The organism is Flavobacterium sp. 38 (assembly GCF_057799715.1).
This window is the reverse complement of the sequence record NZ_JBYNWZ010000006.1, coordinates 281745-307223: the sequence shown is the minus strand read 5'-3', so window position 1 is coordinate 307223 and position 25479 is coordinate 281745. Positions and strand designations below refer to the sequence as shown.

General features: G+C 32.9%; 22 protein-coding genes, 2 tRNA genes and 1 rRNA gene. 19 read left to right on the top strand and 6 right to left on the bottom strand.

What is annotated here, in order from left to right; all coding sequences use genetic code 11:
- Nucleotides 1–2 precede the first annotated feature (2 nt).
- The 5 genes from rrf to AC3E9W_RS16815 all read left to right on the top strand — a co-directional run bounded on the left by rrf (nucleotide 3) and on the right by AC3E9W_RS16815 (nucleotide 1360).
- Nucleotides 3–112: ribosomal RNA gene (gene rrf / locus AC3E9W_RS16835) — 5S ribosomal RNA — on the top strand.
- Between the two features lie 68 nt (nucleotides 113–180).
- Nucleotides 181–253, top strand: a tRNA-Phe gene (locus tag AC3E9W_RS16830).
- Nucleotides 254–259: 6 nt separating this feature from the next.
- A tRNA-Leu gene (locus AC3E9W_RS16825) sits at nucleotides 260–345 on the top strand.
- Nucleotides 346–460: 115 nt separating this feature from the next.
- Nucleotides 461–913 carry a DUF1569 domain-containing protein gene (locus tag AC3E9W_RS16820; protein ID WP_306154861.1) on the top strand — a complete coding sequence of 151 codons (453 nt, stop codon included), beginning with the start codon at nucleotides 461–463 and terminating at the stop codon, nucleotides 911–913.
- A 12-nt stretch (nucleotides 914–925) separates the two neighbouring features.
- On the top strand, nucleotides 926–1360 hold the full coding sequence (locus AC3E9W_RS16815) for a nuclear transport factor 2 family protein (RefSeq protein WP_488769235.1): 435 nt from the start codon (nucleotides 926–928) through the stop codon (nucleotides 1358–1360).
- On the opposite strand, the gene AC3E9W_RS16810 is transcribed toward AC3E9W_RS16815, so the two are convergent.
- Together AC3E9W_RS16810 and AC3E9W_RS16805 are read right to left on the bottom strand one after the other, a co-directional pair.
- Nucleotides 1361–2050, bottom strand: a complete 690-nt coding sequence (locus tag AC3E9W_RS16810) for an endonuclease III domain-containing protein (protein ID WP_488769234.1) — start codon at nucleotides 2048–2050, stop codon at nucleotides 1361–1363. It abuts the gene before it with no gap.
- A 16-nt stretch (nucleotides 2051–2066) separates the two neighbouring features.
- Nucleotides 2067–2924, bottom strand: coding sequence for an alpha/beta hydrolase (locus AC3E9W_RS16805; RefSeq protein ID WP_488769233.1), 858 nt, complete (start codon nucleotides 2922–2924; stop codon nucleotides 2067–2069).
- A 116-nt stretch (nucleotides 2925–3040) separates the two neighbouring features.
- Between AC3E9W_RS16805 and AC3E9W_RS16800 the strand changes: the two genes are divergently transcribed.
- The 6 genes from AC3E9W_RS16800 (at nucleotide 3041) to AC3E9W_RS16775 (ending at nucleotide 12691) form a co-directional block, all read left to right on the top strand.
- The gene (locus tag AC3E9W_RS16800; RefSeq protein WP_488769232.1) at nucleotides 3041–4468 is read left to right on the top strand and encodes a glycogen synthase; all 1428 of its coding nucleotides are present in this window, start codon (nucleotides 3041–3043) and stop codon (nucleotides 4466–4468) included.
- The gene (locus AC3E9W_RS16795; RefSeq protein ID WP_306154868.1) at nucleotides 4458–5738 is read left to right on the top strand and encodes a glucose-1-phosphate adenylyltransferase; all 1281 of its coding nucleotides are present in this window, start codon (nucleotides 4458–4460) and stop codon (nucleotides 5736–5738) included. The genes AC3E9W_RS16800 and AC3E9W_RS16795 overlap by 11 nt, the downstream gene beginning before the upstream one ends.
- A gap of 62 nt (nucleotides 5739–5800) precedes the next feature.
- A complete protein-coding gene (glgB, locus tag AC3E9W_RS16790; protein WP_488769231.1) occupies nucleotides 5801–7705 on the top strand; it encodes a 1,4-alpha-glucan branching protein GlgB in 1905 nt (634 codons plus the stop codon).
- 204 nt (nucleotides 7706–7909) lie between these two features.
- Complete coding sequence (locus AC3E9W_RS16785; RefSeq protein ID WP_488769230.1) at nucleotides 7910–10309, top strand: glycoside hydrolase family 31 protein; 2400 nt, start codon at nucleotides 7910–7912, stop codon at nucleotides 10307–10309.
- An 84-nt stretch (nucleotides 10310–10393) separates the two neighbouring features.
- Entirely contained in the window at nucleotides 10394–11203 is an 810-nt protein-coding gene (locus tag AC3E9W_RS16780) for a M48 family metallopeptidase (protein ID WP_306154871.1), read from the top strand.
- Between the two features lie 162 nt (nucleotides 11204–11365).
- Nucleotides 11366–12691 (top strand): MFS transporter, encoded by a 1326-nt coding sequence (locus AC3E9W_RS16775; RefSeq protein ID WP_488769229.1) that lies wholly within the window; start codon nucleotides 11366–11368, stop codon nucleotides 12689–12691.
- 96 nt (nucleotides 12692–12787) lie between these two features.
- On the opposite strand, the gene AC3E9W_RS16770 is transcribed toward AC3E9W_RS16775, so the two are convergent.
- The 4 genes from AC3E9W_RS16770 to AC3E9W_RS16755 are packed head-to-tail and all read right to left on the bottom strand — an operon-like array spanning nucleotide 12788 to nucleotide 15672.
- A complete protein-coding gene (locus AC3E9W_RS16770) occupies nucleotides 12788–13507 on the bottom strand; it encodes a head GIN domain-containing protein (RefSeq protein WP_306154873.1) in 720 nt (239 codons plus the stop codon).
- A gap of 20 nt (nucleotides 13508–13527) precedes the next feature.
- A complete protein-coding gene (locus AC3E9W_RS16765) occupies nucleotides 13528–14586 on the bottom strand; it encodes a hypothetical protein (RefSeq protein ID WP_488769228.1) in 1059 nt (352 codons plus the stop codon).
- Nucleotides 14570–15103, bottom strand: a complete 534-nt coding sequence (locus AC3E9W_RS16760) for an anti-sigma factor (protein WP_488769227.1) — start codon at nucleotides 15101–15103, stop codon at nucleotides 14570–14572. Before AC3E9W_RS16760 ends, AC3E9W_RS16765 begins: the two co-directional genes overlap by 17 nt.
- 14 nt (nucleotides 15104–15117) lie before the next feature.
- Entirely contained in the window at nucleotides 15118–15672 is a 555-nt protein-coding gene (locus tag AC3E9W_RS16755) for an RNA polymerase sigma factor (RefSeq protein ID WP_488769226.1), read from the bottom strand.
- Between the two features lie 274 nt (nucleotides 15673–15946).
- On the opposite strand from AC3E9W_RS16755, the gene lon reads away from it, so the two are divergent.
- From lon to AC3E9W_RS16715, 8 genes are all read left to right on the top strand, one after another.
- The gene (gene lon, locus AC3E9W_RS16750) at nucleotides 15947–18400 is read left to right on the top strand and encodes an endopeptidase La (RefSeq protein ID WP_306154877.1); all 2454 of its coding nucleotides are present in this window, start codon (nucleotides 15947–15949) and stop codon (nucleotides 18398–18400) included.
- Between the two features lie 189 nt (nucleotides 18401–18589).
- Nucleotides 18590–19609 carry a type IX secretion system protein PorQ gene (gene porQ / locus AC3E9W_RS16745; RefSeq protein WP_488769225.1) on the top strand — a complete coding sequence of 340 codons (1020 nt, stop codon included), beginning with the start codon at nucleotides 18590–18592 and terminating at the stop codon, nucleotides 19607–19609.
- A gap of 4 nt (nucleotides 19610–19613) precedes the next feature.
- A complete protein-coding gene (locus AC3E9W_RS16740) occupies nucleotides 19614–20216 on the top strand; it encodes a murein L,D-transpeptidase catalytic domain-containing protein (RefSeq protein WP_488769224.1) in 603 nt (200 codons plus the stop codon).
- 24 nt (nucleotides 20217–20240) lie between these two features.
- Nucleotides 20241–20846, top strand: a complete 606-nt coding sequence (locus AC3E9W_RS16735) for a murein L,D-transpeptidase catalytic domain-containing protein (RefSeq protein WP_488769222.1) — start codon at nucleotides 20241–20243, stop codon at nucleotides 20844–20846.
- 46 nt (nucleotides 20847–20892) lie between these two features.
- Nucleotides 20893–21585: a (d)CMP kinase gene (gene cmk / locus AC3E9W_RS16730; RefSeq protein WP_306154881.1), complete on the top strand. Its 693-nt coding sequence runs from the start codon at nucleotides 20893–20895 to the stop codon at nucleotides 21583–21585.
- Between the two features lie 68 nt (nucleotides 21586–21653).
- Nucleotides 21654–23027, top strand: coding sequence for a nucleoside permease (locus AC3E9W_RS16725; RefSeq protein ID WP_488769221.1), 1374 nt, complete (start codon nucleotides 21654–21656; stop codon nucleotides 23025–23027).
- A 125-nt stretch (nucleotides 23028–23152) separates the two neighbouring features.
- Complete coding sequence (locus AC3E9W_RS16720) at nucleotides 23153–23641, top strand: hypothetical protein (RefSeq protein ID WP_488769220.1); 489 nt, start codon at nucleotides 23153–23155, stop codon at nucleotides 23639–23641.
- Between the two features lie 354 nt (nucleotides 23642–23995).
- Nucleotides 23996–25255 carry a TPR end-of-group domain-containing protein gene (locus AC3E9W_RS16715; protein ID WP_488769219.1) on the top strand — a complete coding sequence of 420 codons (1260 nt, stop codon included), beginning with the start codon at nucleotides 23996–23998 and terminating at the stop codon, nucleotides 25253–25255.
- The last annotated feature ends 224 nt before the right edge of the window (nucleotides 25256–25479 follow it).

The following is a 25479-nucleotide window of genomic DNA, read 5'->3' as shown; positions in this document are numbered from 1 at the left end:
CTTAAGGTGGTTATTGCGGCGGGGCTCACCTCTTCCCATCCCGAACAGAGAAGTTAAGCCCGCCTGCGCAGATGGTACTGCAGTTATGTGGGAGAGTATGTCGTCGCCTTTCTTTTGAAAACCCTGTTTCATAACGGGGTTTTTTATTCTAACTTTTGCTTATAGCAATATAAGCAATATGGTACCTTAGCTCAGATGGTAGAGCAATGGACTGAAAATCCATGTGTCCCTGGTTCGATCCCTGGAGGTACCACATCATGCTCGGATGGTGAAATTGGTAGACACGCTGGACTTAAAATCCAGTGAACAGCAATGCTCGTGCGGGTTCAAGTCCCGCTCTGAGTACAAAACTTCAATTGGCTTTTGCTAGTTGAAGTTTTTTTTTGCTTAAAATTGAGATCACTCGTTAATTTTTATATTTTTACTTCACTATTCTAGCTAACCATAATATCGTTTAACTATGCAAAATGTTTTTCTTAAAGAAGATTGTGACCAATTTATAAACAGAATTAATCAGCTTAAATCAGATTCACAACCACTTTGGGGTAAAATGTCAGTTGATCAAATGCTGGCTCATTGCAATGTGACGTATGAAATGGTATTTGATGATATTCATGCGAAACCAAATGCTTTTATGAGATTTCTTTTAAAGACATTAGCTAAAAAAGCAGTTGTAGGCGATACTCCTTATTCTAGAAATATTAAAACGGCTCCACAGTTTATTGTTAAAGGTGATCGAGATTTTGATCTTGAAAAAAATAGACTCATTAATTACATAAATAAGACCCAAAGCTTGGGCGAAAGTGAATTTGAAGGAAAAGAATCTCTTTCTTTTGGAAAATTATCTTCAAAAGAATGGAATAATATGTTTGCTAAACATTTGGATCATCATTTTTCACAATTTGGAGTTTAAAACTTTATAGCTATGAGAATTTATACCATTATTTTTTTTCTGCTTTTAGGAATTTCTTCTCATGCTCAAAAAGAAGATGCGCAAAAATGTATTGAATCTTTTTTCGAAGGATTTCATCAGCGCGATTCGGCAAAGATTAAATTAGTATGCTCAGACAAAATGATTTTGCAATCTATTAGTGAAAGTGCAGCTAAAGGAAATAGACTTTCTAATGAAAGTGCGAAAGAATTTTATAAATCTATCGCATCAATTCCTTCAAATATAAAATTTCAAGAAAAAATATTGAGTTATAACATTCAAATTGATGGAACAATGGCTCATGTTTGGACTCCTTACGAATTTTACATAAATGATAAACTAAGCCATACTGGAGTAAATGCTTTTACACTGTTTAAAGAAAAAGATTCGTGGAAGATTATTTATATAATCGATACACGAAGAAAATAATTAATTTTTAAGTATTTCAGTATTGTAATATAAACAAATATCAGTCAAAAGACATTCAGGACATTTTGGTTTGGGTCTGCATATTTCTCTGCCTAAAAATGATATTGCCATTCCTATTTCAGACCAGATATTCTTAGGAAGAACCTGCATTAAGTCTTTCTCTATTTTATTTCCGTCTTTATTTTCTTTTACAATTCCAATTCTTGGAGCGACTCTGATGACATGTAAATCAGCAATAATTCCTTCGGCAGGTTTATTGGTTTCTCGTAGAATAACATTTGCAGATTTTCTCCCCACACCTTTTAAAGCTGTCAATCCGCTCATTGTTAATGGAATATCTTTGTCTTCTTTAATAGCATTTGCAATTTCTAAAATCCATTTTGCTTTTGTAGAATGATTTCGGACTTTAGTGATGTAAGATGTAAAAGTTTCTAAATCGGTTTTTGAAATGCTTTTTAACGTTGGATATTTTTCGAATAAAATCGGAGCTATGTTATTTATATTAGCATCTGAATCTTGTGCAGATAGGATCACCATAACAAGTAATTGATATGTGTTTTCGTATTCTAAAGGATGCTTTTTTCCTTTATATTTTTTTAAAATGGGTTTTAATTTTATTTCCCAATCCGAAGTCTCACCAAATAAATCCATTTCGTTTAAAATTAAAATATTGAAAACTAGGTTTTGCATTATAAATTTACGAATTTTAAATAAACTCAAGTATTTTTTTTATAACGCTGTGATTTCCTAGAATTTTTCTGTGACCTAGTCCTTCGGTTAAATACAAAGTTCCATTTTCCAAGTTTTCATGTATATGAATTCCAGCTTTTACAGAAACTTCTGGATCATCTTTATCATGCATTACTAAAACAGGAATTTTTATTTTCTGAGCTGCTCTGTAAGCCGAAAAATCGTCCATTTTAACTTGGTATTTATTTTCAAATTCATCTCTAAGACGATAGCTAATTTCTTTCTTTAAGCCCAATTTAAAAGTAAATTCATCTAAGATATCCTGAACAATATCTCCGCTTCCAATAACTACCGCTTTTTCTACCTTAAGCCCGTCTTTAATAGCGTTCAGAACCGACATTCCGCCTAAAGAATGTCCGATTGCAATTTCAAAAGGACCAAATTGTTTTTCTATTTCTAAAATAGAAGCGATAAACTCCGACATTATTGTCGTTTTGCCTTCTGATTTTCCGTGTGCTGGTGCATCAAAACTAATTGTAGAATAACCATTAGCCAAAAGCTCATCGGCAATTTTAAAGAGCTGAGTCCCTCTTCCAGACCAGCCGTGAACTAATAATACTTTGCGCTCACTTTGCCCATATGAATATGTAACTACACTTTTATCAATTGCAGGAACATGAATTAATTTTTGAATGCTTTTGGAATCCATTTCTAATTCACGTTTCGGAACTTTATGTTTTATTGGTGTTGTGAAAATCTTTGCAGCAAATTTTGTAACTAATTTTGTAGATATAAAAGCGCAGATTTTCGCAGAAATTATAATAATCTTAGGAATTTTTAATGATTTAGTAGGATTGGTTGCCTTTTTTGCCATTTCAATAAAACTTATTTAAAGGAAGGATTTTGCTTGTTTTTTTGCTAAATTTAAAAAAGCATAAAAGTAGTAATAAATGATTGCTGCTTATATATAATCATAAATTAATTTCTGAAATGGAAATATTTCATATTAGTGCAGAATGTTATCCAGTAGCAAAGGTTGGCGGTTTGGGTGATGTAGTTGGTGCATTGCCTAAATATCAACAGTCTGCGGGGCATGATGTTAGAGTTGTACTTCCTTGTTATGACACAAAGTTCAAAAATGAAAATGATTTTGAATGTGTGCATTGGGGAACTGTTAAATTAGGAAGTTTTAATTTTCCGTTTAGCGTCTTAAAAGAAACAACAGATAAGCTAGGTTTTGAATTATATCTAATAGAAATAAATGAGCTATTCAATCGTTCGAATGTTTATGGCTATGAGGATGATATCGAAAGATTTTTATCTTTTCAGATTGCGACCCTCGATTGGATTCTAGCTCGAAATCAAGTTCCAGACATTATCAATTGTCATGATCATCACACAGGTGTTATTCCGTTTTTGCTTCAGTTTGCTTATAAATATGAAAGTTTAAAGAATATAAAAACGGTTATTACAATACATAATGGATTATATCAGGGATGGTTTGGCTTTGATAAACTGTATTATTTGCCAGAGTTTGACTTGAAACATGTTGGGTTTTTAGAATGGAGCAATTGTATAAATTCTCTGGCCGTAGGTATTAAATGCGCGAATGCTGTGACTACGGTTTCACCAAGTTATTTAAATGAAATTAATATTTCAGCAAATGGATTAGAATCATTGTTTAACTCGGTGAGAAATAAATCTAAAGGAATTTTAAACGGAATTGACATCGAGGTGTGGAATCCCGCTAAAGATCAAATGATTGCTGAAAACTATTCTATTGATGATTTCGAAATAGGAAAAAGAAAAAACAAAGAAAAATTGTGCGAAGAGTTTGATTTAGATCCGTCAAAACCATTGTTTAGTTTTATTGGAAGATTATTTGAAGAAAAAGGAGGCGATTTGCTGCCGCATGCTTCTGCTTTAGCTTTGTCGGAACATTTTGAGGAAATTAATATTCTGATTTTAGGATCAGGAAATTCAGAAATTGAATCGCAGTTAACTCAGCTGAGAAATGATTATAAAGGGAATTACAATGTCTTTATAGGTTATAATGAAAATTTAGCGCATTTGATTTATGCGGGTTCAGATTATATTTTAATGCCTTCTAGAGTCGAACCATGCGGGTTAAATCAGATGTATGCCATGCGTTACGGGACAATTCCGATTGTTAGAAGAACTGGAGGGTTAAGAGACACGGTTGTTGATTTTGGCGATGAAGGAAATGGAGTTTGTCATGATCAAGCTTCTGTAGCCGACATTTGCTATTCAATAAATCGTGCGGTTAGGTTGTATGAAGATAGAATGAATTTTAATAAAGTTTTAAAAAGAGGAATGACAGCCGATCATTCCTGGGAAAGTGTTTGCCAAGAATATATCGAAATATACAACTTAATAATTCAGCAAAATGAAATTTAAAAAGAAAAATGTAGTTGCCATTATTTTAGGAGGTGGACAAGGTTCACGTTTATTTCCATTGACAGAAACAAGATCAAAACCAGCAGTTCCGATTGGAGGAAAATATCGTTTGGTCGATATTCCGATTTCTAATTGCATCAATTCTGATATTTTTAAAATATTTGTTTTGACACAATTTAATTCTGCTTCTCTAAATGCTCACATTAAGAACACTTTTAATTTTAGCATTTTCAGCCAGTCTTTTGTTGATATTTTGGCTGCAGAACAAACTCCTGATAATCCAACATGGTTTCAGGGAACGGCAGATGCAGTGAGACAATGTATGTCGCATTTTTTAAAACATGATTTCGATCATGCATTGATTCTTTCTGGAGATCAGCTGTATCAAATGGATTTTAATGAAATGCTCGAAGCTCATATCGCTGCCGATGCCGAAATTTCTATTGCAACTTTACCCGTAAATGCTAAAGATGCTCCAGAGTTTGGAATTTTAAAAACAAATCACGAAAGTGTTATTGAAGCTTTTATAGAAAAACCGCATGCGTCGCTATTGCCAGATTGGGAATCTGAAGTGAGCGAACAAATGCAGGAAAAAGGCAAAAAATATCTTGCCTCAATGGGAATTTATATTTTTAATAAGCCTCTTTTGGAAGAATTGATGGCTGATCCTGAAACGAAAGATTTCGGTAAAGAAATTATTCCGCAAGCTGTTGGGAAACATAAAATTTTAAGTTATCAGTACGAAGGATATTGGACAGATATCGGAAATATTGAATCCTTTTTTGAGGCTAATATTGGTTTAACTGCAGATATCCCGGAGTTTAATTTGTTCGATAACGAAAATAAAATTTTTACAAGACCGCGATTATTACCGCCATCTAAGTTTAGAAATTCAATTATAAACCAATCTTTAATTTCTGAAGGCTGTATTATTAATGCGAAAGAGATTAAAAGTTCTGTAATTGGTATCCGCTCTAGAATTGGCGAAGGAACTGTTTTGGAGAACTGTTACGTCATGGGTAACGATTTCTATCAAGATCTGGATGAAATGAATTACGAAAGCAGTATCAATAAAATTCATGTTGGTATTGGTGAAAATTGCTTTATTAATAATGCTCTTATCGATAAAAATGTACGAATTGGAAATAACGTTCACATTAGCGGAGGAAAGCATTTGGATAATTTTACCAATGAATTGTACAGTATAAAAGACGGAATTGTTGTCATCAAAAAAGGTGTTACGCTTTCAGATAATTTTAGAATTGAATAAAAGAATAAATTCCAAAAAAGAAAAAACAAATTCCAAATCCAATTATTTTTAGAAACCAGTATATGAGTAAAGTAATCCCGCATTCTCTTTTTACCGACTTTGACATCGATTTATTCAAAGCTGGAAAACACTTCAGATTATATGAAAAACTTGGAGCACATTTAATCGAAGTTGATGGGGTAAAAGGCGTTTACTTTGCTGTTTGGGCTCCTACGGCTCATTCGATTTCGGTTGTTGGCGATTTTAATTATTGGACACAAGGAGAACATCTTTTAAATGTTCGTTGGGATTCTTCTGGAATTTGGGAAGGGTTTATTCCTGAGATTTCAAAAGGAGCGCTTTATAAATACAAGATTCAATCTAATATAAATGGTGTAATTACTGAAAAAGCCGATCCTTTTGCGCGTTACTGCGAAAAACCGCCGCACACCGCATCTGTAGTCTGGGATTTGGATTATAAGTGGAAAGATGAAAATTGGATGCAGAATCGTCAAGATTTTAATGCTTTAGATAAGCCATATTCGGTTTACGAAGTGCATTTGGGTTCTTGGAAAAGAGCAGATCATAATCGTTTTTTGACTTATCTTGAACTTGCTGATGATTTGGTAAAATATGTCAAAGAAACTGGTTTTACGCATGTAGAATTCATGCCGATTATGGAATATCCTTATGATCCTTCATGGGGCTATCAGCTTACAGGATATTTTGCGCCAACTTCCCGTTTTGGAAAACCACAGGATTTTATGGTCTTGGTAGATAAATTGCATCAGGAAGGAATTGGTGTAATTTTAGATTGGGTTCCGTCACATTTTCCAGATGACGCTCATGGCTTAGGTTATTTTGATGGTTCACATTTGTATGAGCATCCCGACCGCAGAAAAGGATATCATCCGGATTGGAAAAGTTTGGTTTTTAATTACGGAAGAAATGAGGTTCGTGCTTTTCTAATAAGTAATGCTGTTTTTTGGCTTCAAAATTATCATATCGACGGACTTAGAGTTGATGCTGTAGCTTCTATGCTTTATTTGGATTATTCTAGAAAAGATGGCGAATGGGAAGCTAATATTTTTGGAGGAAGAGAAAATCTTGATTCGATAAGTTTTCTTAAAGAATTTAATGAAGTAATCTATTCTAATTTTAATGGAGTTCAAACTATTGCAGAAGAAAGTACTTCATTCCCGATGGTTTCAAGACCAACTTCTTTTGGAGGTTTAGGATTTGGAATGAAATGGATGATGGGTTGGATGCACGACACTTTGAAGTATTTTCAAAAAGAAACAGTTTATAGGAAATACCATCAAAATGATTTGACTTTTTCGATGACGTATGCCTTTACTGAAAACTTCATGCTTCCGTTTTCTCATGATGAAGTGGTTTACGGCAAACAATCTCTTATTTATAAAATGCCTGGCGACGAGTGGCAGCGTTTTGCCAATTTGAGATTATTGTACGGGTATATGTTTACGCATCCTGGAACAAAACTTCTGTTTATGGGGGCTGAATTTGCGCAGACCAACGAATGGAATTTCGAACAAAGTTTAGACTGGCATTTGCTGCAATATGATTTTCATTCCGGAATAAAGAGATTGATTACAGATTTGAATCAATTGTATAAATCTCAGCCTGCATTGTACGAAAAACAATTTAGAGGTGATGGTTTTGAATGGATTAATTATTCAGATCATCAGAATGCTATTTTATCCTATATTCGAAAAGGAAATAATCCAGACGAGAATTTAATTGTAGTCTGCAACTTCACTCAAGTTGTTCGAGAAAATTATAGGATTGGCATTCCTAAAAAAGGCACTTTGCAGGAGATTTTTAATAGTGATGCCAAGATTTATGGAGGAAGCGGAACAGAAAATCCAAAAAAAATAAAAGTGGATGCAATAGCTTATGATGGAAGAGATTTTTCTGCCGAATTAATTTTACCGCCTTTAGGTGTAACCGTGTATTCTTTAGTTTAATAAAATTCTGATATCATTTTTTGAGAGTAAGATTTTATCATTTTATCGTTTCAAAATTATCAAATTGTTGATTTTTTGTTTGGTAATTTGAAAGTCGTTCAGAAAAAACGTTTTCGTTAATAAACCTTTTATTCATAGGGTGTTATGAACTTTTTTTGTATGTTTGATTAGAAGGAAAATGTTATAAATTAATTCATTTGAGATATGATTACAAACACATCATTAGAATACAAAGGCGATTTATATCCATCAAAAATTATCTCTTATGAACATGAAGGAGATTCTATTTTCTTTAATACGGATAACAAAGTAATCTTAAAAGTCACTATTCTTCGTGACAGTTTAATCCGATTTCGTTTTACTACAAAAGGGTATTTCAGCAACGATTTTTCGTATGCTATTGATAAAACCCAGCTTCATGGTTATAATTTTCTAGAAGTTACAGAAGAAGAGACCTTCTTTCAAATTAGAACAAGCAAAATAAAATGCAAAATACAAAAGGCAGATCTTCGTCTTTCTATTTATGATTTAAACGATTTTCTAATTCTTGAAGATGAACTTGGTTTTCATTGGGAAGAAAGCTATGAATATGGCGGAAATATCGTAAAAATGAGTAAATACGCTAAAGACGGTGAATGCTATTACGGTCTTGGCGATAAAGCAACTCAGATGAATCTTAAAGGCAAAAGACTAGAAAATTTTGCTACAGATCAATATGCTTATCAGAAAGATCAGGAACCATTATATAAAGTAGTTCCTTTTTATATCGGACTTCACAACAAACAATCCTACGGTATATTTTTCGATAATACATTTAGAACTTTTTTTGATTTTTGTCAGGAAAGAAGAAATGTTACGAGTTTTTGGGCTGAAGGTGGCGAAATGAATTATTATTTTGTTTACGGACCTCAAATGCAAGATGTTGTTACAACTTATACCGATTTAACGGGAAAACCAGAATTACCGCCGCTTTGGGTTTTAGGATACCATCAATGCAAATGGAGCTATTATCCTGAAAGTAAAGTCAAAGAAATTACCTCAAAATTTAGAGAACTGCAGATTCCTTGTGATGCTATTTATTTGGACATCGATTATATGGATGGTTTTAGATGTTTTACATGGAATAAAAACTATTTTCCTGATCCAAAAAGAATGGTCGCTGAATTAGCCGAAGATGGTTTTAAAACCGTTGTAATTATTGATCCGGGAATTAAAATCGATAAAGATTATTGGGTCTACAAAGAAGCTTTAGAAAAAGATTATTTCTGCAAAAGAGCCGATGGACCTTATATGAAAGGAAAAGTTTGGCCAGGAGAATGCAATTTTCCAGATTATACAAATCCCGTAGTTAGAGAATGGTGGGCAGGATTATTTAAAGAATTAGTTGCAGATATTGGGGTAAAAGGAGTTTGGAATGACATGAACGAACCTGCTGTAATGGAAGTGCCGAATAAAACTTTTCCGATGGATGTACGCCATATTTATGACGGAAATCCTTGCAGTCATAGAAAAGCACATAATATTTACGGCACGCAGATGGCAAGAGCTACTTATCATGGTGTAAAACGATTTGCTTATCCAAAACGACCATTTGTAATAACAAGATCGGCTTATGCTGGAGCACAGCGTTATACTTCTTCATGGACAGGCGATAACGTAGCAACTTGGGAACATTTATGGCTTGCTAATATTCAGGTGCAGCGATTGTCAATTTCGGGAATGGGATTTACAGGCTCTGATATCGGGGGATTTGCAGAACAGCCAACGGGAGAGTTATATGCACGCTGGATTCAATTGGGCGTTTTTCATCCTTTTTGCAGAACGCATTCTTCTGGAGATCACGGAAATCAGGAGCCTTGGGCATTTGATGAAGAAGTAATTAATATCACTAGAAAATTTGTGAGCCTTCGTTACCAATTGCTTCCTTATTTGTACACGATGTTTTGGCAGTATATTGAAGAAGGAATTCCGATGCTAAAACCATTGGTTTATTTTGATCAAGACGATACTCAGACGCATTATAGAAATGATGAATTTATCTTTGGAAACCAGATTTTAGTTTGCCCGATACTTGAACCTAATGCTGTAGGTAGACGTATGTATATTCCTAGAGGTGAGTGGTATAACTATTGGACAAATGAATTGTTTATTGGAGGAAGAGAAATTTGGATCGACACTAAATTTGATGAAATTCCGGTTTTTGTAAAAGCAGGGGCAGTTATTCCGAAATATCCAGTTCAGCAGTACGTAGGCGAATTAGAATTTGATGAACTAACGCTGGATGTTTATTATAAAAATGGAAAAGAACAGTCAGCTGTTTACGAAGATGCACAAGACGGTTACGATTATAAAAAAGGACGTTATAGCTATTTGTCGTTAAGAAATATTGGAAAAGAAAAAGAACTTATTATTCAGCTTCACAAAGAAGGAAAATACATCACACCATACATTAAGTATAAAATAAACCTTATTGGACTTCCTTTTAAAGTTTCTGAAATTGAAATTGACAACGAAAAAATTGAATTTGACAAAATTAGTTTCGAGCAAAATAATTTCTTAATAGTTGATAAAGAGTTTAATGAACTTCATATTGTAGGGGAGTAGTCAAATTTTGATATTTTTTTGACTTATTGTGTAAAATATTTTATGTTTTTTAATCGTATTTTTGCTATAAAAATAGCTCGAATTATGAAAAAATATATGTTTTTAGGAATTTTTGGAGCACTTGTAATGGCATGTGCAACAAATCCAATTACTGGAAAACAAAACTTGAATTTTGTTTCAAATAGCGAATTGTTTCCAACTTCTTTTCAGCAATACAGTACTTTTTTGTCTGAAAATAAAGTTATTACTGGTACAACCGACGCAAAACTAGTCGAAAATGTTGGTTTGAAAATTAAATTGGCAGCTGAAAAATATCTGACTTATTTAGGACAATCACAATATTTAAAAGATTATCGTTGGGAATATAAATTAGTTGATAATAAAGAAGTTAATGCGTGGTGTTTGCCTGGAGGAAAAATTGTAGTGTATTCAGGAATATTGCCTATAACACAAAACGAATCTGGTCTGGCAACGGTTATGGGGCATGAGGTTTCTCACGCGTTAGCCAATCACGGTGCGCAGAGAATGAGTGCAGCTCAATTGCAGCAAATAGGAGGAGCGGTTTTAGATGCTGCAACAGCAAACAAAACAGCACAAACAAGAGAAATATTTTCTCAAGCTTACGGTATGGGTACTGAGGTAGGTGTAATGCTTCCTTTTAGCAGAAGTAACGAAAGCGAGGCAGACAAAATTGGTTTGACATTGATGGCCATTGCAGGATATAATCCAGACGATGCTGTTGCGTTTTGGACTAGAATGTCTGCAAAATCAGGCGGAGCTTCAACACCAGAATTTATGAGTACGCACCCTTCTGATGCTACGAGAATTGCAAATATTAAAGCCTTAATTCCAGAAGCAAAAGCAATTGCGCTTAAAGTTGGAACTATAAAATAAATTCCGCATAAAAATATACCTTTTAAAAAGCCACTCATTTTTTTGATTGGCTTTTTTTGTTTTGCCTAAGTTCATAATTTAATAATGTACGATTTAAAGAATTTCTATTTGTTTATCATAAAAAATAGATAAATTCGTAGCCTATTTAACAAAACCATTTCTATGAAAAACCTACAAAAAGGAGATAAGAAGCTTTTAAATGCCTGGGCATTTTATGATTGGGCAAATTCAGTTTATACTTTGACGATTGCCTCTGCTGTATTTCCTATTTTTTACGAAGCTTTATTTAGTGACCGTGATCATTATATTGATGTTTTTGGAATGCATCTTAAAAATTCTGCTTTAATTAGTTTTATTACTGCCGCGGCGTTTTTAGTGGTTTCTTTTATTTCTCCTTTATTATCTGGTATAGCCGATTATGTTGGGAATAAAAAGTCATTCATGAAATTTTTCTGCTATCTAGGAGCGCTTTCTTGTATGGGATTGTATTGGTTTGACTTAGATAATATTTATGTTGGACTTTTATTTTACTTCTTAGGATTGCTTGGCTATTGGGGAAGTTTAGTTTTTTACAATTCCTATCTTCCAGATATTGCATTTGAAGAACAACAAGACAGAATCAGTGCAAAAGGATATTCGTTAGGATATATTGGTAGTGTTATTTTGTTGATAATCAATTTAGCAATGATCATGAAACCGAAACTTTTCGGAATTTCAGGAACAGATGGAGAAGCAGCAATGAAAGCCATGCGTTATTCTTTTATAATGGTCGGCGTTTGGTGGATTTTATTTAGCCAATACACTTATTATTATTTGCCAAAAGGGAGCAAAGAAAATGGCCAAAAATTGACTAAATCTGTTTTGTTTAATGGTTTTAAAGAATTGAAAAAGGTTTGGCGTTTGTTGAACGATAACATCCCTTTGAGAAGATATTTAGGCGGATTTTTTGTTTCAAGTATGGCTGTACAGACTGTAATGCTTGTAGCAACTTATTTCGGTGCTCAGGAAATTAAGTGGTCATCAAAAGAAGAAAGCACAATTGGTCTTATAATTTGTATTTTGATAATTCAGCTTGTAGCGGTAATTGGTGCTGTTTTGACTTCAAGAGCTTCAGCAAAATTCGGAAATGTCAAAACTTTAATTTTTATCAACGGTATTTGGGCTATATTTTGCGCTTTAGCATATTTTATAACATTGCCTTTGCACTTTTATGTAATGGCAACCGTTGCCGGATTTGTAATGGGAGGTATTCAGGCATTGTCACGTTCAACCTATTCTAAATTATTGCCAGATACAGAAGACACAGCTTCATTTTTCAGCTTTTATGATGTGGCAGAAAAGATAGGAATCGTGATTGGAATGTGCATTTACGGAATCATTGACCAACGTACAGGAAGTCCGCGTAAAGCGATTGTGATTCTAGCTATTTTCTTTATAACAGCCATTTTCCTTTTAAGAAGAGTGCATAAAAAAGACGTTTCAAATTAATCGAAACGTCTTTTAAAATACAAATATCACGAATTGCAAGGATTATTATTTAATTGATGATTTATTTGTAATTCGTGATATTTTTTTTGTTTGAAATTAGCTTTTTGTAATGCTTCCAGATCCTGAGACTTTAACATCCTTTTTTTCTGGATTTCCAACATATCTAATGTTTCCAGAGCCAGAAACTCTAGCCGTTAAACTTTGATCGCAGGCCACTTTGCTGTTTCCAGATCCCGAAACATTTGCTTCAACAATTTTCGATTTCAAATCGGCTGCATTTATATCTCCAGAGCCAGAAAGTTTTGCAGAGAAATTATCAGCCGTTCCCCTCAAACGTACATTTCCAGAACCGCTTACATTTAGTTCTAAATTATTAGTATCAACTGGTAAAGTAAAATTTCCAGAACCAGATAATTTAACCAAAAACTTTTCATTTTTGATAACGTCTTTTGACTGAATATCACCAGAACCAGCTAAACTCAATTCAGAGATTTTTTCAAAAGGAACTGTAATATGAATACTTTTTCCAGTACTAGTTCTAATATTTGTCAACTTTTCAATGTAGATTTTTAATGAATTATCTTCCACTTCAACTTTGATGGCAGACAAAAGATTTTCTTCTCCCTTGATGGTAATTTTCCCTTCTTTTCCAGCAACTAAATCAACATCAAAGAAACCTGAAATTTTAATTCCGTCGTAATCTCCAGTAGTTCTGGTTTCTGTCACTACTTTTCCGTTTCCTTGAAGTTTGTTTTGTGCATTTATAGTGCTTAAAGAAAGCGCAGCAAATGCAAGTAATAAAATTGACTTTTTCATTGTTTTGATTTTTTAGATGATTAATTTTTTGTTAGGGAAATATTTCCGTAATTCGAATTGATATTGATTTTATTCTGTCCTTTTTTCTTGTAATAGCCAGCAATTCTTTTACTGTTGCTTTTAACTTCTGAAACAGAAACTTCTAAAGAATTATCATGTTTGATATTCGAATATCTGGCAGAAATGTCAAAGTCGAAAGCATAATTTGGCACATAACCGATATTAATATCAGTATATCCTGAATTTATCGTAATGTTTCCAGCTCTTTCATTTACAGTTCCAATACTGATTTTACTGTAATTGGTATCGTAGCTAAAGTTACTTGAAATTTCTCCAATAATAAAAGTTAAATAATTTCCAGAACCGCTTAGAGAATTGATTTTTTGAAACTTAAACGTTCCGTAGTTACAGTCAGCTTTAATATTCTGACCGTCATTTAGATTAACATCCGTATAATTTGCATTTAGATTCAAATTTCCTGAATCATTAATTTTAAGATTCGAATATCGAGCATCAATATTTCCTGCTTTGACATAATCTATGCTTGAACTCTGGCAGTATTGAATGGAGATTTGATTACTAGAACCATTTAATTTTCCTAACGTAACTTTTCCGTATTTGCAGTCAATATCTGTGGAAGATTCTGCGTTTGGCACTGAAATATTTCCATACTTATTAGCCAATTTAATCGAACCGTTTTTGGGAATTTTAACCACATAATTGATTTCAAAACTATTGTTGCTTCCTTTGCTTTTAAGGGTAGAATTTCCAAGTGTTGTTACGGCAGAAACCAATCCTTTAAGAGCAGTAATTTCAACATCAATGCTGTTTAATCGTTCGTTTACCCAATCTTCATTTGGTCCATTCACTTTGATTGTAATGTCGAGATCAATCTTATCTTCATCCCAAGTTGTTACAGTGATACTGCCATATTTATTTTCAATATCGATTCCGGCATTTGAGTTTACGATATAGGTCTTTTTAATGCTTTTTTGTTTGGTTATAAAAGTGTCATCGTTTGAAAATCCCAAAAAAGGAATCAAAAGAAGTAAGATTAGTAAGTTATAGTGTTTTTTCATTAGAGTTGTTTTTTAGTTTTTCATTGTCTTCAATTCTTTTCAAAACGGTTTGTAAAAAAGAAATTCGCGTTTGGAGATTGCTAATCATAGCATAAATAATTTGTTTATTCTCTCCGTTTTTTTGCAGTTCGTTTATGATTTTTTGATAGTCAGCATCAAAAGTTTTCATCTGATTCATGGCATCATTAATAATCTGCTGATTTTCTGGCGAACTTTTCTCTTTCAGTTTAACCAGTTCGTTGTCAATTAGAATATTGAAAATAGAATCGGTGCGTTTAGTCTCTTTAGAAGCAAATTTGAATTCTTTTGGTTTTTCATTTTTATAAAAAAGAGATATTCCAAGCATTATTACAATCGAAGCGGCAATAGCGGTTACAACCCAATATCTTTTCTTAGGCTCTTTTTTGTTTAATTTCTGCAGAAAATCCATCTGATGGTCAGGATTTAATTCCTGAATATCCCATTGGTTTTCAAATCTGTTGAATAATTCGTCTAAGTTGTCTTTTTCATTTTTCATAATTCCAATTCATTTTATATCTCTTCCAATTTTTTTCTCAAACTGTCTTTGGCTCTACTCAAGGTTGTTCTGCAATTTGCGTACGTAATGTTTAAAATTTCGCAGATTTCTTCTTGATCATAACCTTCTATGTAAAAAAGCGTGAGCACCATTCTGTAATTATCTTTCAGCTGCAGAATAGTATCCAAAACCTGTTTTACTTTTAGAGAATTTAAGTCAATATTTTCAGAAATAATTCCGTCATTTTCTTCAATTTTATAAAGCTGCTTACTTAAATCTTCTACGTGAAAAGAATTGTTCTTCTTGTAAAAATCGATACTATAATTGATGATTATTTTTTTTAACCATGCTCCAAAAGCCACTTCTTGTTTATAGTCATTGATTTTTGTAAAAGCTTTCAAGAAACCTTCCTGCATAACGTCTTGTGCAAAATGTTCGTCTTTTACAATACGAAAAGCCACATTATACATCGCTTTACAATAGCGATTGTATATTTCAAATTGCGCTTTCTGATTGTTATTTTTACAAAGCGCAATTAATTCTTCGATATTTTGGTTATTTAGACTCAAGTAGTGGCTTTTGGTTTTTATAAGGACAGTACTTTTTTTTGTTTGTTACACTTTTATAAAATTAATTTTATTTTTTTTTAATTCGGATGAAATGAAAAGTGAAAATATATTTTTTTAGACCTGACTTCTTTTGCTTTTGGCATAATGATTGTCTATTTTTATGGCCTATCTTGTAATTGAAAAACAAAACGGTTTTTCAGTTAAACTTCAATAAGCAATACACTGTTTATAGATAGCACAAAAAATTTAATGACAAAAAGACTTATATTTTATTATGTCAAACCATAAAATACTTACTATTGACAATCTGTCACTTCAAGAATTCGATTCAGAGGCAGAATTAATTCCATTGTTGACTCCAGAAGACGAGGAGGAAATGAATAATGAAGAACTTCCTGTTTCGCTTCCAATTTTACCTTTACGCAACACCGTTTTGTTTCCAGGAGTTGTTATCCCGATTTCTGCAGGAAGAGATAAGTCTATCAAACTGATTAATGATGCCAATGCGGGCGGAAAAATAATTGGTGTAGTTTCTCAAATTAATGAAGAAGACGAAGATCCGTCAAAAGATGATATTCATAAAGTAGGAACTGTGGCGCGTATTTTACGTGTCCTAAAAATGCCTGACGGTAACGTTACGGTTATTCTTCAAGGAAAAAAACGCTTCGAAATTGACGAAGTTGTTTTAGAAGAGCCTTACATGACAGCAACTATTAAAGAAGTTGCCGAAGAACGTCCAGATGAAAACGATTCTGAATTTACCGCAATCTTAGATTCAGTAAAAGAATTAGCGATACAAATTATTAAAGAAAGTCCAAATATTCCTTCGGAGGCTACTTTTGCGATTAAGAATATTGAAAGCCAATCATTCTTGATCAATTTTGTTTCTTCTAATATGAATTTATCCGTAAAAGAAAAACAAGGTCTTTTATCGATAAACGGATTAAAAGAGCGTGCTTTAGAGACTTTACGTTACATGAATGTTGAACTTCAAAAATTAGAATTGAAGAACGACATTCAGTCAAAAGTACGTTTTGATTTAGATCAGCAGCAAAGAGAATATTTCCTTCACCAGCAAATGAAAACCATTCAAGAAGAATTGGGAGGTGTTTCTCAGGAAGAGGAAATGGACGAAATGGGGCTGAAAGCTAAAACTAAAAAATGGGACGAAAAGACGCAGAAGCATTTCGAAAAAGAATTGTCTAAAATGCGCCGTATGAATCCGCAATCTCCTGATTTTGGAATTCAGAGAAATTACTTAGAGTTATTTTTGGAATTGCCTTGGGGCGAATATTCTAAAGATAAATTCGATTTAAAACATGCACAGAAAATTTTAGATAAAGATCATTTCGGACTTGATGAAGTGAAGAAAAGAATGATCGAGCATTTGGCAGTTTTAAAATTGCGAAATGATATGAAATCGCCAATTATCTGTTTAACAGGACCTCCGGGAGTTGGTAAAACATCTATTGGGCGTTCTGTAGCAGAAGCTTTAGGCCGTGAGTATGTTCGTATTTCTCTTGGAGGCTTGCGTGACGAAGCAGAGATTCGCGGACATAGAAAAACTTATATTGGAGCAATGCCAGGCCGTATTATTCAAAGTTTGAAAAAAGCAGGAACTTCAAATCCGGTATTTATTTTAGATGAGATTGATAAATTGTCAAGCGGAAATAGCGGCGATCCATCTTCAGCTTTATTAGAGGTTTTAGACCCAGAGCAAAACAATGCTTTTTATGATAATTTCCTTGAAATGGGATACGATTTGTCTAAAGTAATGTTTATTGCGACTTCAAATAATATGGGAGCAATTCAGCCAGCCTTGCGTGACAGAATGGAAGTAATTAAAATGTCGGGCTATACGATTGAAGAAAAAGTTGAAATCGCTAAAAGACATTTATTTCCTAAACAATTAGAAGCGCACGGTTTAACATCTAAAGATTTGACAATTGGAAAAAAACAATTGGAAAAAATTGTAGAAGGTTATACACGTGAATCTGGTGTACGTAATTTGGAAACTAAAATTGCTCAAGTAATCAGAAATGCTGCAAAATCTGTAGCAATGGAAGAGGAGTACAACAAAAAAGTAACCGACGAAGATATTGTAGCTATTTTAGGTGTGCCTAGATTAGAAAGAGATAAATACGAAAACAATGATGTTGCAGGTGTTGTAACAGGTTTAGCTTGGACTAGTGTTGGTGGTGATATTTTGTTTATCGAATCTTTGATTTCGGAAGGAAAAGGAGCTCTAACAATTACAGGAAATTTAGGAACTGTAATGAAAGAATCTGCCACAATTGCGTTAGAATACATTAAAGCAAATGCGAAGAAATTAGGTGTTAGCACAGAGCTTTTCCAGAAATATAATATTCACTTGCACGTTCCAGAAGGAGCAACTCCAAAAGACGGACCAAGTGCTGGTATTGCTATGCTTACTTCGTTAGTTTCTCTTTTAACTCAGAGAAAAATCAAGAAAAGTCTTGCTATGACAGGTGAGATTACACTTCGTGGAAAAGTATTGCCAGTTGGTGGTATTAAAGAAAAAATCTTGGCTGCGAAAAGAGCAGGAATCAAAGAAATTATTCTTTGTCATGAAAACAAAAGTGATATTGACGAAATAAAAGCAGAATACTTAGAAGGTTTAAGTTTTCATTATGTGAAAGAAATGAGCGAAGTTTTAGCTATCGCTTTGACAGATCAGAAAGTAAAAAATGCTAAAGAACTGAAATAACTTTTAAAAGTTAACTTTCAAATATTTTTAAATTCCAAATTCCAATTTGCTCAACACGCAGTTTGGAATTTGGAATTTTTTTATTGGAATTTTCTAAAAATTTATTTGATGCAATAATTTATTTTTTTGGTGTTATATAATTTTATATTTGCAATTGCGTTATTGCCATATAGGTGCCGCCAAAAACAAATGCTTCAAAAAGTTGGTTTATTTTTAATAATCTTAATTTGTTCGTCTTCTTTCGGACAAGTCGGAGGGCGCTACACCTACCAATTTTTAAATCTAACCACTTCGCCAAGGCAAGCAGCATTAGGAGGAGACGTTATTACAATATATGACGAAGATGTTAATCAGGCCATGTCTAACCCCGCTCTTATAAACGCAGACATGGACAATCATTTGGCATTAAATTACGGAAGTTATTTTGGTGAAGCCTCTTATGGCACAGCATCGTATGCCTATACTTATGACAGGCATTTGCAGACTTTTTACGCGGGAGTTACCTATGTGAATTACGGTACATTTGAAGGTTACGACGAAAACGGACAGGCAACTTCTAACTTTACTGGAAGTGAAGGCGCATTATCACTCGGGTATGCATATAATGTTCCTTATACTGATTTCTACATTGGGGCGAATGCTAAACTAATTACATCATCTTTAGAAACGTATAATTCTATAGGCGGCGCAGCAGATTTAGGTTTTCTGTATGTAGACGTAAGAAACGATCTCAATTTTGCTCTTGTTTTTAGAAACATGGGGACACAATTCACAACATATTCAGGAATTAAAGAAAATCTGCCATTTGAAATCGTTGCGGGTATTTCGCAAGAGTTAGAACACGTTCCCATTCGCTGGCATCTTACGCTTGAGAATCTGCAGCAGTGGAATATTTCTTTTTCGAATCCTGTTCGCGGAGAAACCAACATCGACGGATCTACAAGCGACGAGAAAGTGTCTTTTGTAAACAATGCTTTGCGACACGTGACTTTTGGCGTGGAACTTTTTCCTAAAAAAGCATTTAATTTTCGAATTGGATATAATTTTAGAAGAGGTGAGGAATTGAGGGTAGAAGAACAGCGTAATTTCTCTGGAGTTTCATTAGGTTTTGGTTTAAAAATGAATAAATTAAGATTTAACTATTCGTATTCTAGATATACTTTGGCGGCTAATACAAGTCTTTTTGGTTTAACATTAAATTTTCAATAACTGCATGAAACTGTTTTATTTGGTTTTGTTTATGACAGTAAGCTTTTTTACGGGATCTAAACTTTCTTTTAAAGAAGAAGAAGCTATTTCTACTGTAGAATTGGAAAGAATTAACAGCAGAATCACAAGCATCAAAAGTATGATTGGTACTGACCCTAAATACAATCAAAAAATTGCTTTTCTGATTGATATGAAAGTTCCTTCGGGAAAGAATCGCTTTTTTGTTTACGATTTGCAGAAAAATGAAGTAATCGATCAAGGACTTGTAGCGCACGGTTCTGGCTCAGAAACAGGAGTAAGGGGAGTATTAAAATTTAGTAATGCTCCAAATTCTAACTGCACTTCTCTAGGCAGATATGCTGTTGGAAAAACATATAAAGGTATTTTTGGAAAAGCGTATCGATTGGCTGGCTTAGAAGAAACGAATAATAATGCTTTGAAAAGAGCAATTGTACTGCATCATTATTCTGCAGTTCCTTATGAAGAGCAAGATTACTACATAAGTAACAGTCATGGATGTCCAATGATAAATGAACAGTTTTTTAAAAGAATAGAAAAGATTATAGATAATTCTAAATCTAATATTCTTATGGATATTTACTATTAATTAGTTTTTTTGAGTCTTAAACCAATGAAAAAAGTAATAATTGTATTTCTTTTTATTCTGGCGCTTTCTGCTGCATATTTATTGTTATATGATGTTAAAGAAATTGGTTCACTATCTTCTGATAATAAACGAATTGAATCTCAAATTAGAGCAGTAAAAAAACTGATAAATAAAAATCCTGGCTATAATAACCAAATCGCCTTCTTTGTCGACATGAAGATTCCTTCAGGAAAGAATAGATTTTTTGTCTATGATTTAAAAACAAATAAAATTATTGATAAAGGTTTGGTGGCTCATGGATCTGGTTCTGAAACTGGTGTTAAAGGGAAACTTCGTTTTAGCAATGTCCCAAATTCTTTAAGCACTTCATTAGGAAAATATTCTGTTGGGAAATCCTATTATGGCAAATTCGGAAAAGCTTATAGGTTGTATGGATTAGACGAAACCAATAATAATGCTTTTAAGCGCGATATCGTTTTTCATTACTATTATGATGTTCCATATAAGGAGAAAGATGGCTACATTTGCAATAGTTTTGGCTGCCCGATGGTAAATAAAAAATACTTTGATAGAATATCACGACTAATTGATAGTTCTGAATCGGATATTTTAATGAGTATTTATTACTAAAACAGTCTTTAAAAAGAATAAAAATTAAAAAATTAAAAATTAAAAATTGAAAAAAATTACCATTGCTATCGACGGATTTTCATCTACAGGAAAAAGTACTCTTGCTAAACAATTAGCAAAAGAGTTAGAATATGTATACGTAGATACTGGAGCGATGTATCGTGCTGTGGCTTATTTTGCGATGCAACATGATTTGATAAATGCGGAATTCTTTAAAAAAGAAGCTTTAATTGAAGCATTGGCAGATATAAAATTAGAGTTTAGATTTAATACTGATCTAGGTTTTGCTGAAATGTATTTAAATGGTGAGAATGTCGAAAAACAAATTAGAACTATTGAAGTTTCTAATTTTGTGAGCACAGTAGCTGCCGTTTCAGAGGTTCGTGCGAAGTTGGTAGAACAACAGCAGGAAATGGGAACGAATAAAGCTATTGTAATGGATGGAAGAGATATTGGAACCGTAGTTTTCCCTAACGCTGAATTGAAAATCTTCATGACGGCAAGTGCAGAAACCCGCGCACAACGACGTTTTGATGAATTGCAGCAAAAAGGCGATAAGGTGTCTTATGAAGAAGTTTTAAAAAATGTAGTTGATAGAGATTACATGGATACGCATCGTGAAGATTCTCCTCTAATAATCGCCGACGACGCAATTGAGATTGATAATTCTTACTTAAATAAAGAAGAACAATTTACAGCTGTTTTAGAATTAGTGAATGATGTTGTTAAAACGATATAATTTTTTGCAGATATTATTTTTAATGGTAGTTTTACCGCTTCATTTTACTTTAAAGACAATTTCATTATATGGGAATTAAAAACAGGTTAATTTTTATGAGCTTTCTTCAATTTTTTGTTTGGGGAGCTTGGCTTATCACAATTGGAAATTATTGGTTTGGAACCAAAAATTGGGAAGGAACACAATTTGGTTTAGTATTTGGAACCATGGGAATTGCTTCTTTATTTATGCCTACATTAACCGGAATTATTGCCGACAGATGGGTAAACGCTGAAAAATTATATGGAGTTCTTCATATTTTATATGCAGTAGTTTTATTTGGAATTGCACAAGTTACAACACCAGATACTTTTATCATTGTAATGCTTTTGGCAATGTGCTGTTATATGCCAACAATCGCTTTAAGTAATTCTATTTCTTATACTTCACTTAAATTAAACAATAAAAACATCGTAAAAGATTTCCCGCCTATTCGCGTTTGGGGAACAATCGGTTTTATTGTGGCTATGTGGATTACGAATTTAAGTGGAAGTAAAGCGACAGAGTACCAGTTTTATATTGCTGGAATTGGAGCTTTAATTCTTGGAGTTTATGCTTTTACTTTGCCAAAATGTGAACCGCAGCGTTTGATTAAAGAAAATGCTACTTGGATTGAAACTTTTGGTTTGGAGTCTTTCAAATTGTTTGCAAACTACAAAATGGCTTTGTTTTTTGTGTTTTCTATGTTTTTAGGAGGTGCATTGCAATTGACAAACGCGTACGGAGATGTGTTTTTGGATGAATTTAAACATTTTCCAAAATATGCAGATTCATTTGTAATTCAGTATTCAACTATTATTATGTCAATTTCTCAAGTTTCTGAGACATTGTTTATTTTGGCGATTCCGTTTTTCTTAAGACGTTTCGGAATCAAACAAGTGATGTTGATTAGTATGCTGGCTTGGGTTCTTCGTTTCGGATTATTTGCGTTTGGAGATCCTGTAAATGGTTTATGGATGATTATTTTATCTTGTATTGTATACGGAATGGCATTTGATTTCTTCAATATCTCTGGATCTTTATTCGTAGAAAGCAATACCGATTCTAAAATTCGTTCGTCTGCACAAGGATTATTTATGATGATGACCAATGGAGTAGGAGCAGTTTTAGGAAGTTTGACTTCTGGATGGGCAATTGACCGATTCTTTACAAAATCATTTACTACCACTACAGAATTAGCTGGATTTTTACAAACAGATGCTTCTAACGAAAAAATGGCAGAGTTTGTCAAAAGTCAAGGAAATACAATTACTGACGGAGTCTTTACAAATCCAGTTCTAATGAAAGACTGGCATACCATTTGGCTTTCATTTGCGATTTATGCTTTAGTAATTGCAATTGCTTTTGCTGTTTTGTTTAAACATAAACATGATCCGAAGGAGATTGAGAATTTGAGTCATTAATAGATTCTTTTAAAATATTTAATCCTATTTTCAAATTGAAAATAGGATTTTTTTATAGTTATTGTTGATAATTGGTTTTAGAGCACAGATGTTCTTTATTAAAAAAAAGGTTTATTTAGATATTTATGAATATTAATAAAATAGCATTTTTTATTCTTTTGTTCTTTATGCTCAGTTGCAATAAGAAAGAAGATTTTAAGCCAACAGTTAAACTTGATTTAATTTTAAAAAACGAGAAGTTAAAGAAAGATTATACTGAGTTTAGGAATGATAATGTTTATTTGTTGTCAGGGATAGAGAAAAAACAAAGTTTTATCAATTTTTCTAAAGAGATAAATATTGATGAACTTGTTTTGATGACAGAATGCGAAAAACCAATCGTAAGATGTTTTGCATTTAAAGTATTAGTAGAAAAAGATTATTCTAGAATTCGTGAGGTATTATTTAAACATCTAAATGATAATGAATATGTTGATATTTATCATCCTCCATGTATTAGAATGAATGAAATGGTTAAAGTTTATATGTTGCAGCAATTGGATCCATTTTCAAATAGTAAAATGAAATTTAGCAGGACTGAGTACGATCACATCTATGCTGAGTTATTTAAATAATTTAAACAAAGACTATTGGTATTATATAGTGTTGCAACCCGAAAGGTTTTTAGAACCCGGTTTGTTGTTTAAAACGTTATCCTGCAAGGTTTCCGAAACCTTGTAGGTATATCGAAAACCTAATTAGGTCTTTAAGTCTAACGGTTTTAAAAAGTTTTTACTAAACGGTGATAAATTACAATAAATACGAAAAATAAATACCTACAAGGTTTTGGAAACCTTACAGGAAATTCGAAATTCATGGATTAAGATTTAAACCCGACAGGTTTTAAAACCTGTCGGGTTTGTCGTCTGGTGTGCTTGTGTATTAAATAAAATAATAACTTAGTATCTCATTATTAATAACATAAAAAAATGCTAAAACTTAAGTTTTATATTTTGCTTTTGATCGGTACTTTTGGGTTTGCTCAAAACAAAGCTTTGTATGATAAAAGTATAGAAGCATATAAAAGTAAAGATTATGCTTTGTTTTTGCGGCTGGCAAAACAATTGGACAGTATTCGGCCAATGCATCCTTCTTTTACTTATAATTTAGCGTCGGCTTATGCTTTAAATGGTAAAAAGGAAGAAGCTTTATCTGTTTTGAAAAATATGGTGCAGGCAAATAATACTATTTCTTTTGAAGAGGATGCGGATTTTGCTTCTATCAAAAACGATAAGGCTTTTAAGGATTTGGAATCACTCAAAATTTTGCAGTCAAAAAAAGTTGAAAATTCAGTTGAAAAACTTCGTCTTTCTGAGAAAGAATTGCATCCAGAAGGATTGTTTTATCTGACTAAACAAAAGCTTTGGTTGTCGTCGAGCATTAGAGATAAAAAGATTGTTTCTTTTGATGCGTCTGGAAAATGTTCTGATTGGTTTACAGATTGTTTGTATTCGGTTTTTGCTTTAAAGGCAGATCGTGATGAAAAATATTTGTTTGTCGCTTGTTCTGCAATTCCTGAAATGAAAGGTTTTAAAAAAGAATTGGATGGAAAAAGTGAGATCTTAAAAATTGAAATTGCTTCGAAAAAAGTGGTGAAAAGATATTCTATTGAAGGAAATCATGTTTTTGGTGATCTTGTAATAAGTACATCTAACGAAGTTTATATTTCAGATAGTACTGAGCCAATAATTTATAAAATTGAAAAAGAGAATTTAGTTTTATGGAAAGATTTGAGAAATCAAGCTTTTAATTTACAAGGTATTACATTTAATGAAGACGAATCAAAATTGTTTGTTGCAGATTATTTAAAAGGAATTGCAGTAATCGATATAAAGAATAAAAAGGAATCTTGGTTGGTATTTCCCAATGATGCTTCCAGAAAAGGAATTGACGGATTGGTTTTTTATAAAAAATCATTGATTGCCATTCAGAATGGAGTAGTACCGATTAGGATTGCAGTGTTTAAACTGAATGTAACTGAAACAAAAATAGTTGACTTTAAGGTTTTGGATAATAATAGAGAAGCCTTTAATGAGCCAGCTTTGGCGACTTTGGTTAAAAATAAAATGTATTTTTTTGCCAATTCACCTTGGAAGTTTTATGATAAAAACTTTCAGCTCGACGAGAGTAAATTTGATAACCCAAAATTGTTTGAACTTGATTTGGAGAAATCTTTATCAAAGTTTTAAAATTGATATAGATAGTTACAAGTCGTAAACCCGACAGGTTCTCAAAAACTGTCGGGTTTCGTTTATTAAGTTGTTATGAAAACTAAATTTTCTAAACTAGCCCCGATAGAGCCGATATCCTTTTTCTGGCTTCTTTAGACAGAAAAAGATAAAGGCGATAGCGGGACTAAACGTCTTGAAAACCCGAATTCTCGTGCTTCTAATCAATCTACTGATAATCATAT

Coding starts and splice junctions, on each gene's coding strand:
- AC3E9W_RS16805 (WP_488769233.1), bottom strand. CDS start 2,924: ATGGCAAAAAAGGCAACCAATCCTACTAAATCATTAAAAATTCCTAAG.
- porQ (WP_488769225.1), top strand. CDS start 18,590: ATGCTTCAAAAAGTTGGTTTATTTTTAATAATCTTAATTTGTTCGTCT.
- AC3E9W_RS16800 (WP_488769232.1), top strand. CDS start 3,041: ATGGAAATATTTCATATTAGTGCAGAATGTTATCCAGTAGCAAAGGTT.
- AC3E9W_RS16795 (WP_306154868.1), top strand. CDS start 4,458: ATGAAATTTAAAAAGAAAAATGTAGTTGCCATTATTTTAGGAGGTGGA.
- AC3E9W_RS16765 (WP_488769228.1), bottom strand. CDS start 14,586: ATGAAAAAACACTATAACTTACTAATCTTACTTCTTTTGATTCCTTTT.
- AC3E9W_RS16720 (WP_488769220.1), top strand. CDS start 23,153: ATGAATATTAATAAAATAGCATTTTTTATTCTTTTGTTCTTTATGCTC.
- lon (WP_306154877.1), top strand. CDS start 15,947: ATGTCAAACCATAAAATACTTACTATTGACAATCTGTCACTTCAAGAA.
- AC3E9W_RS16820 (WP_306154861.1), top strand. CDS start 461: ATGCAAAATGTTTTTCTTAAAGAAGATTGTGACCAATTTATAAACAGA.
- AC3E9W_RS16740 (WP_488769224.1), top strand. CDS start 19,614: ATGAAACTGTTTTATTTGGTTTTGTTTATGACAGTAAGCTTTTTTACG.
- AC3E9W_RS16815 (WP_488769235.1), top strand. CDS start 926: ATGAGAATTTATACCATTATTTTTTTTCTGCTTTTAGGAATTTCTTCT.
- AC3E9W_RS16775 (WP_488769229.1), top strand. CDS start 11,366: ATGAAAAACCTACAAAAAGGAGATAAGAAGCTTTTAAATGCCTGGGCA.
- AC3E9W_RS16810 (WP_488769234.1), bottom strand. CDS start 2,050: ATGCAAAACCTAGTTTTCAATATTTTAATTTTAAACGAAATGGATTTA.
- AC3E9W_RS16780 (WP_306154871.1), top strand. CDS start 10,394: ATGAAAAAATATATGTTTTTAGGAATTTTTGGAGCACTTGTAATGGCA.
- AC3E9W_RS16715 (WP_488769219.1), top strand. CDS start 23,996: ATGCTAAAACTTAAGTTTTATATTTTGCTTTTGATCGGTACTTTTGGG.
- glgB (WP_488769231.1), top strand. CDS start 5,801: ATGAGTAAAGTAATCCCGCATTCTCTTTTTACCGACTTTGACATCGAT.
- AC3E9W_RS16725 (WP_488769221.1), top strand. CDS start 21,654: ATGGGAATTAAAAACAGGTTAATTTTTATGAGCTTTCTTCAATTTTTT.
- AC3E9W_RS16760 (WP_488769227.1), bottom strand. CDS start 15,103: ATGAAAAATGAAAAAGACAACTTAGACGAATTATTCAACAGATTTGAA.
- AC3E9W_RS16770 (WP_306154873.1), bottom strand. CDS start 13,507: ATGAAAAAGTCAATTTTATTACTTGCATTTGCTGCGCTTTCTTTAAGC.
- AC3E9W_RS16785 (WP_488769230.1), top strand. CDS start 7,910: ATGATTACAAACACATCATTAGAATACAAAGGCGATTTATATCCATCA.
- AC3E9W_RS16735 (WP_488769222.1), top strand. CDS start 20,241: ATGAAAAAAGTAATAATTGTATTTCTTTTTATTCTGGCGCTTTCTGCT.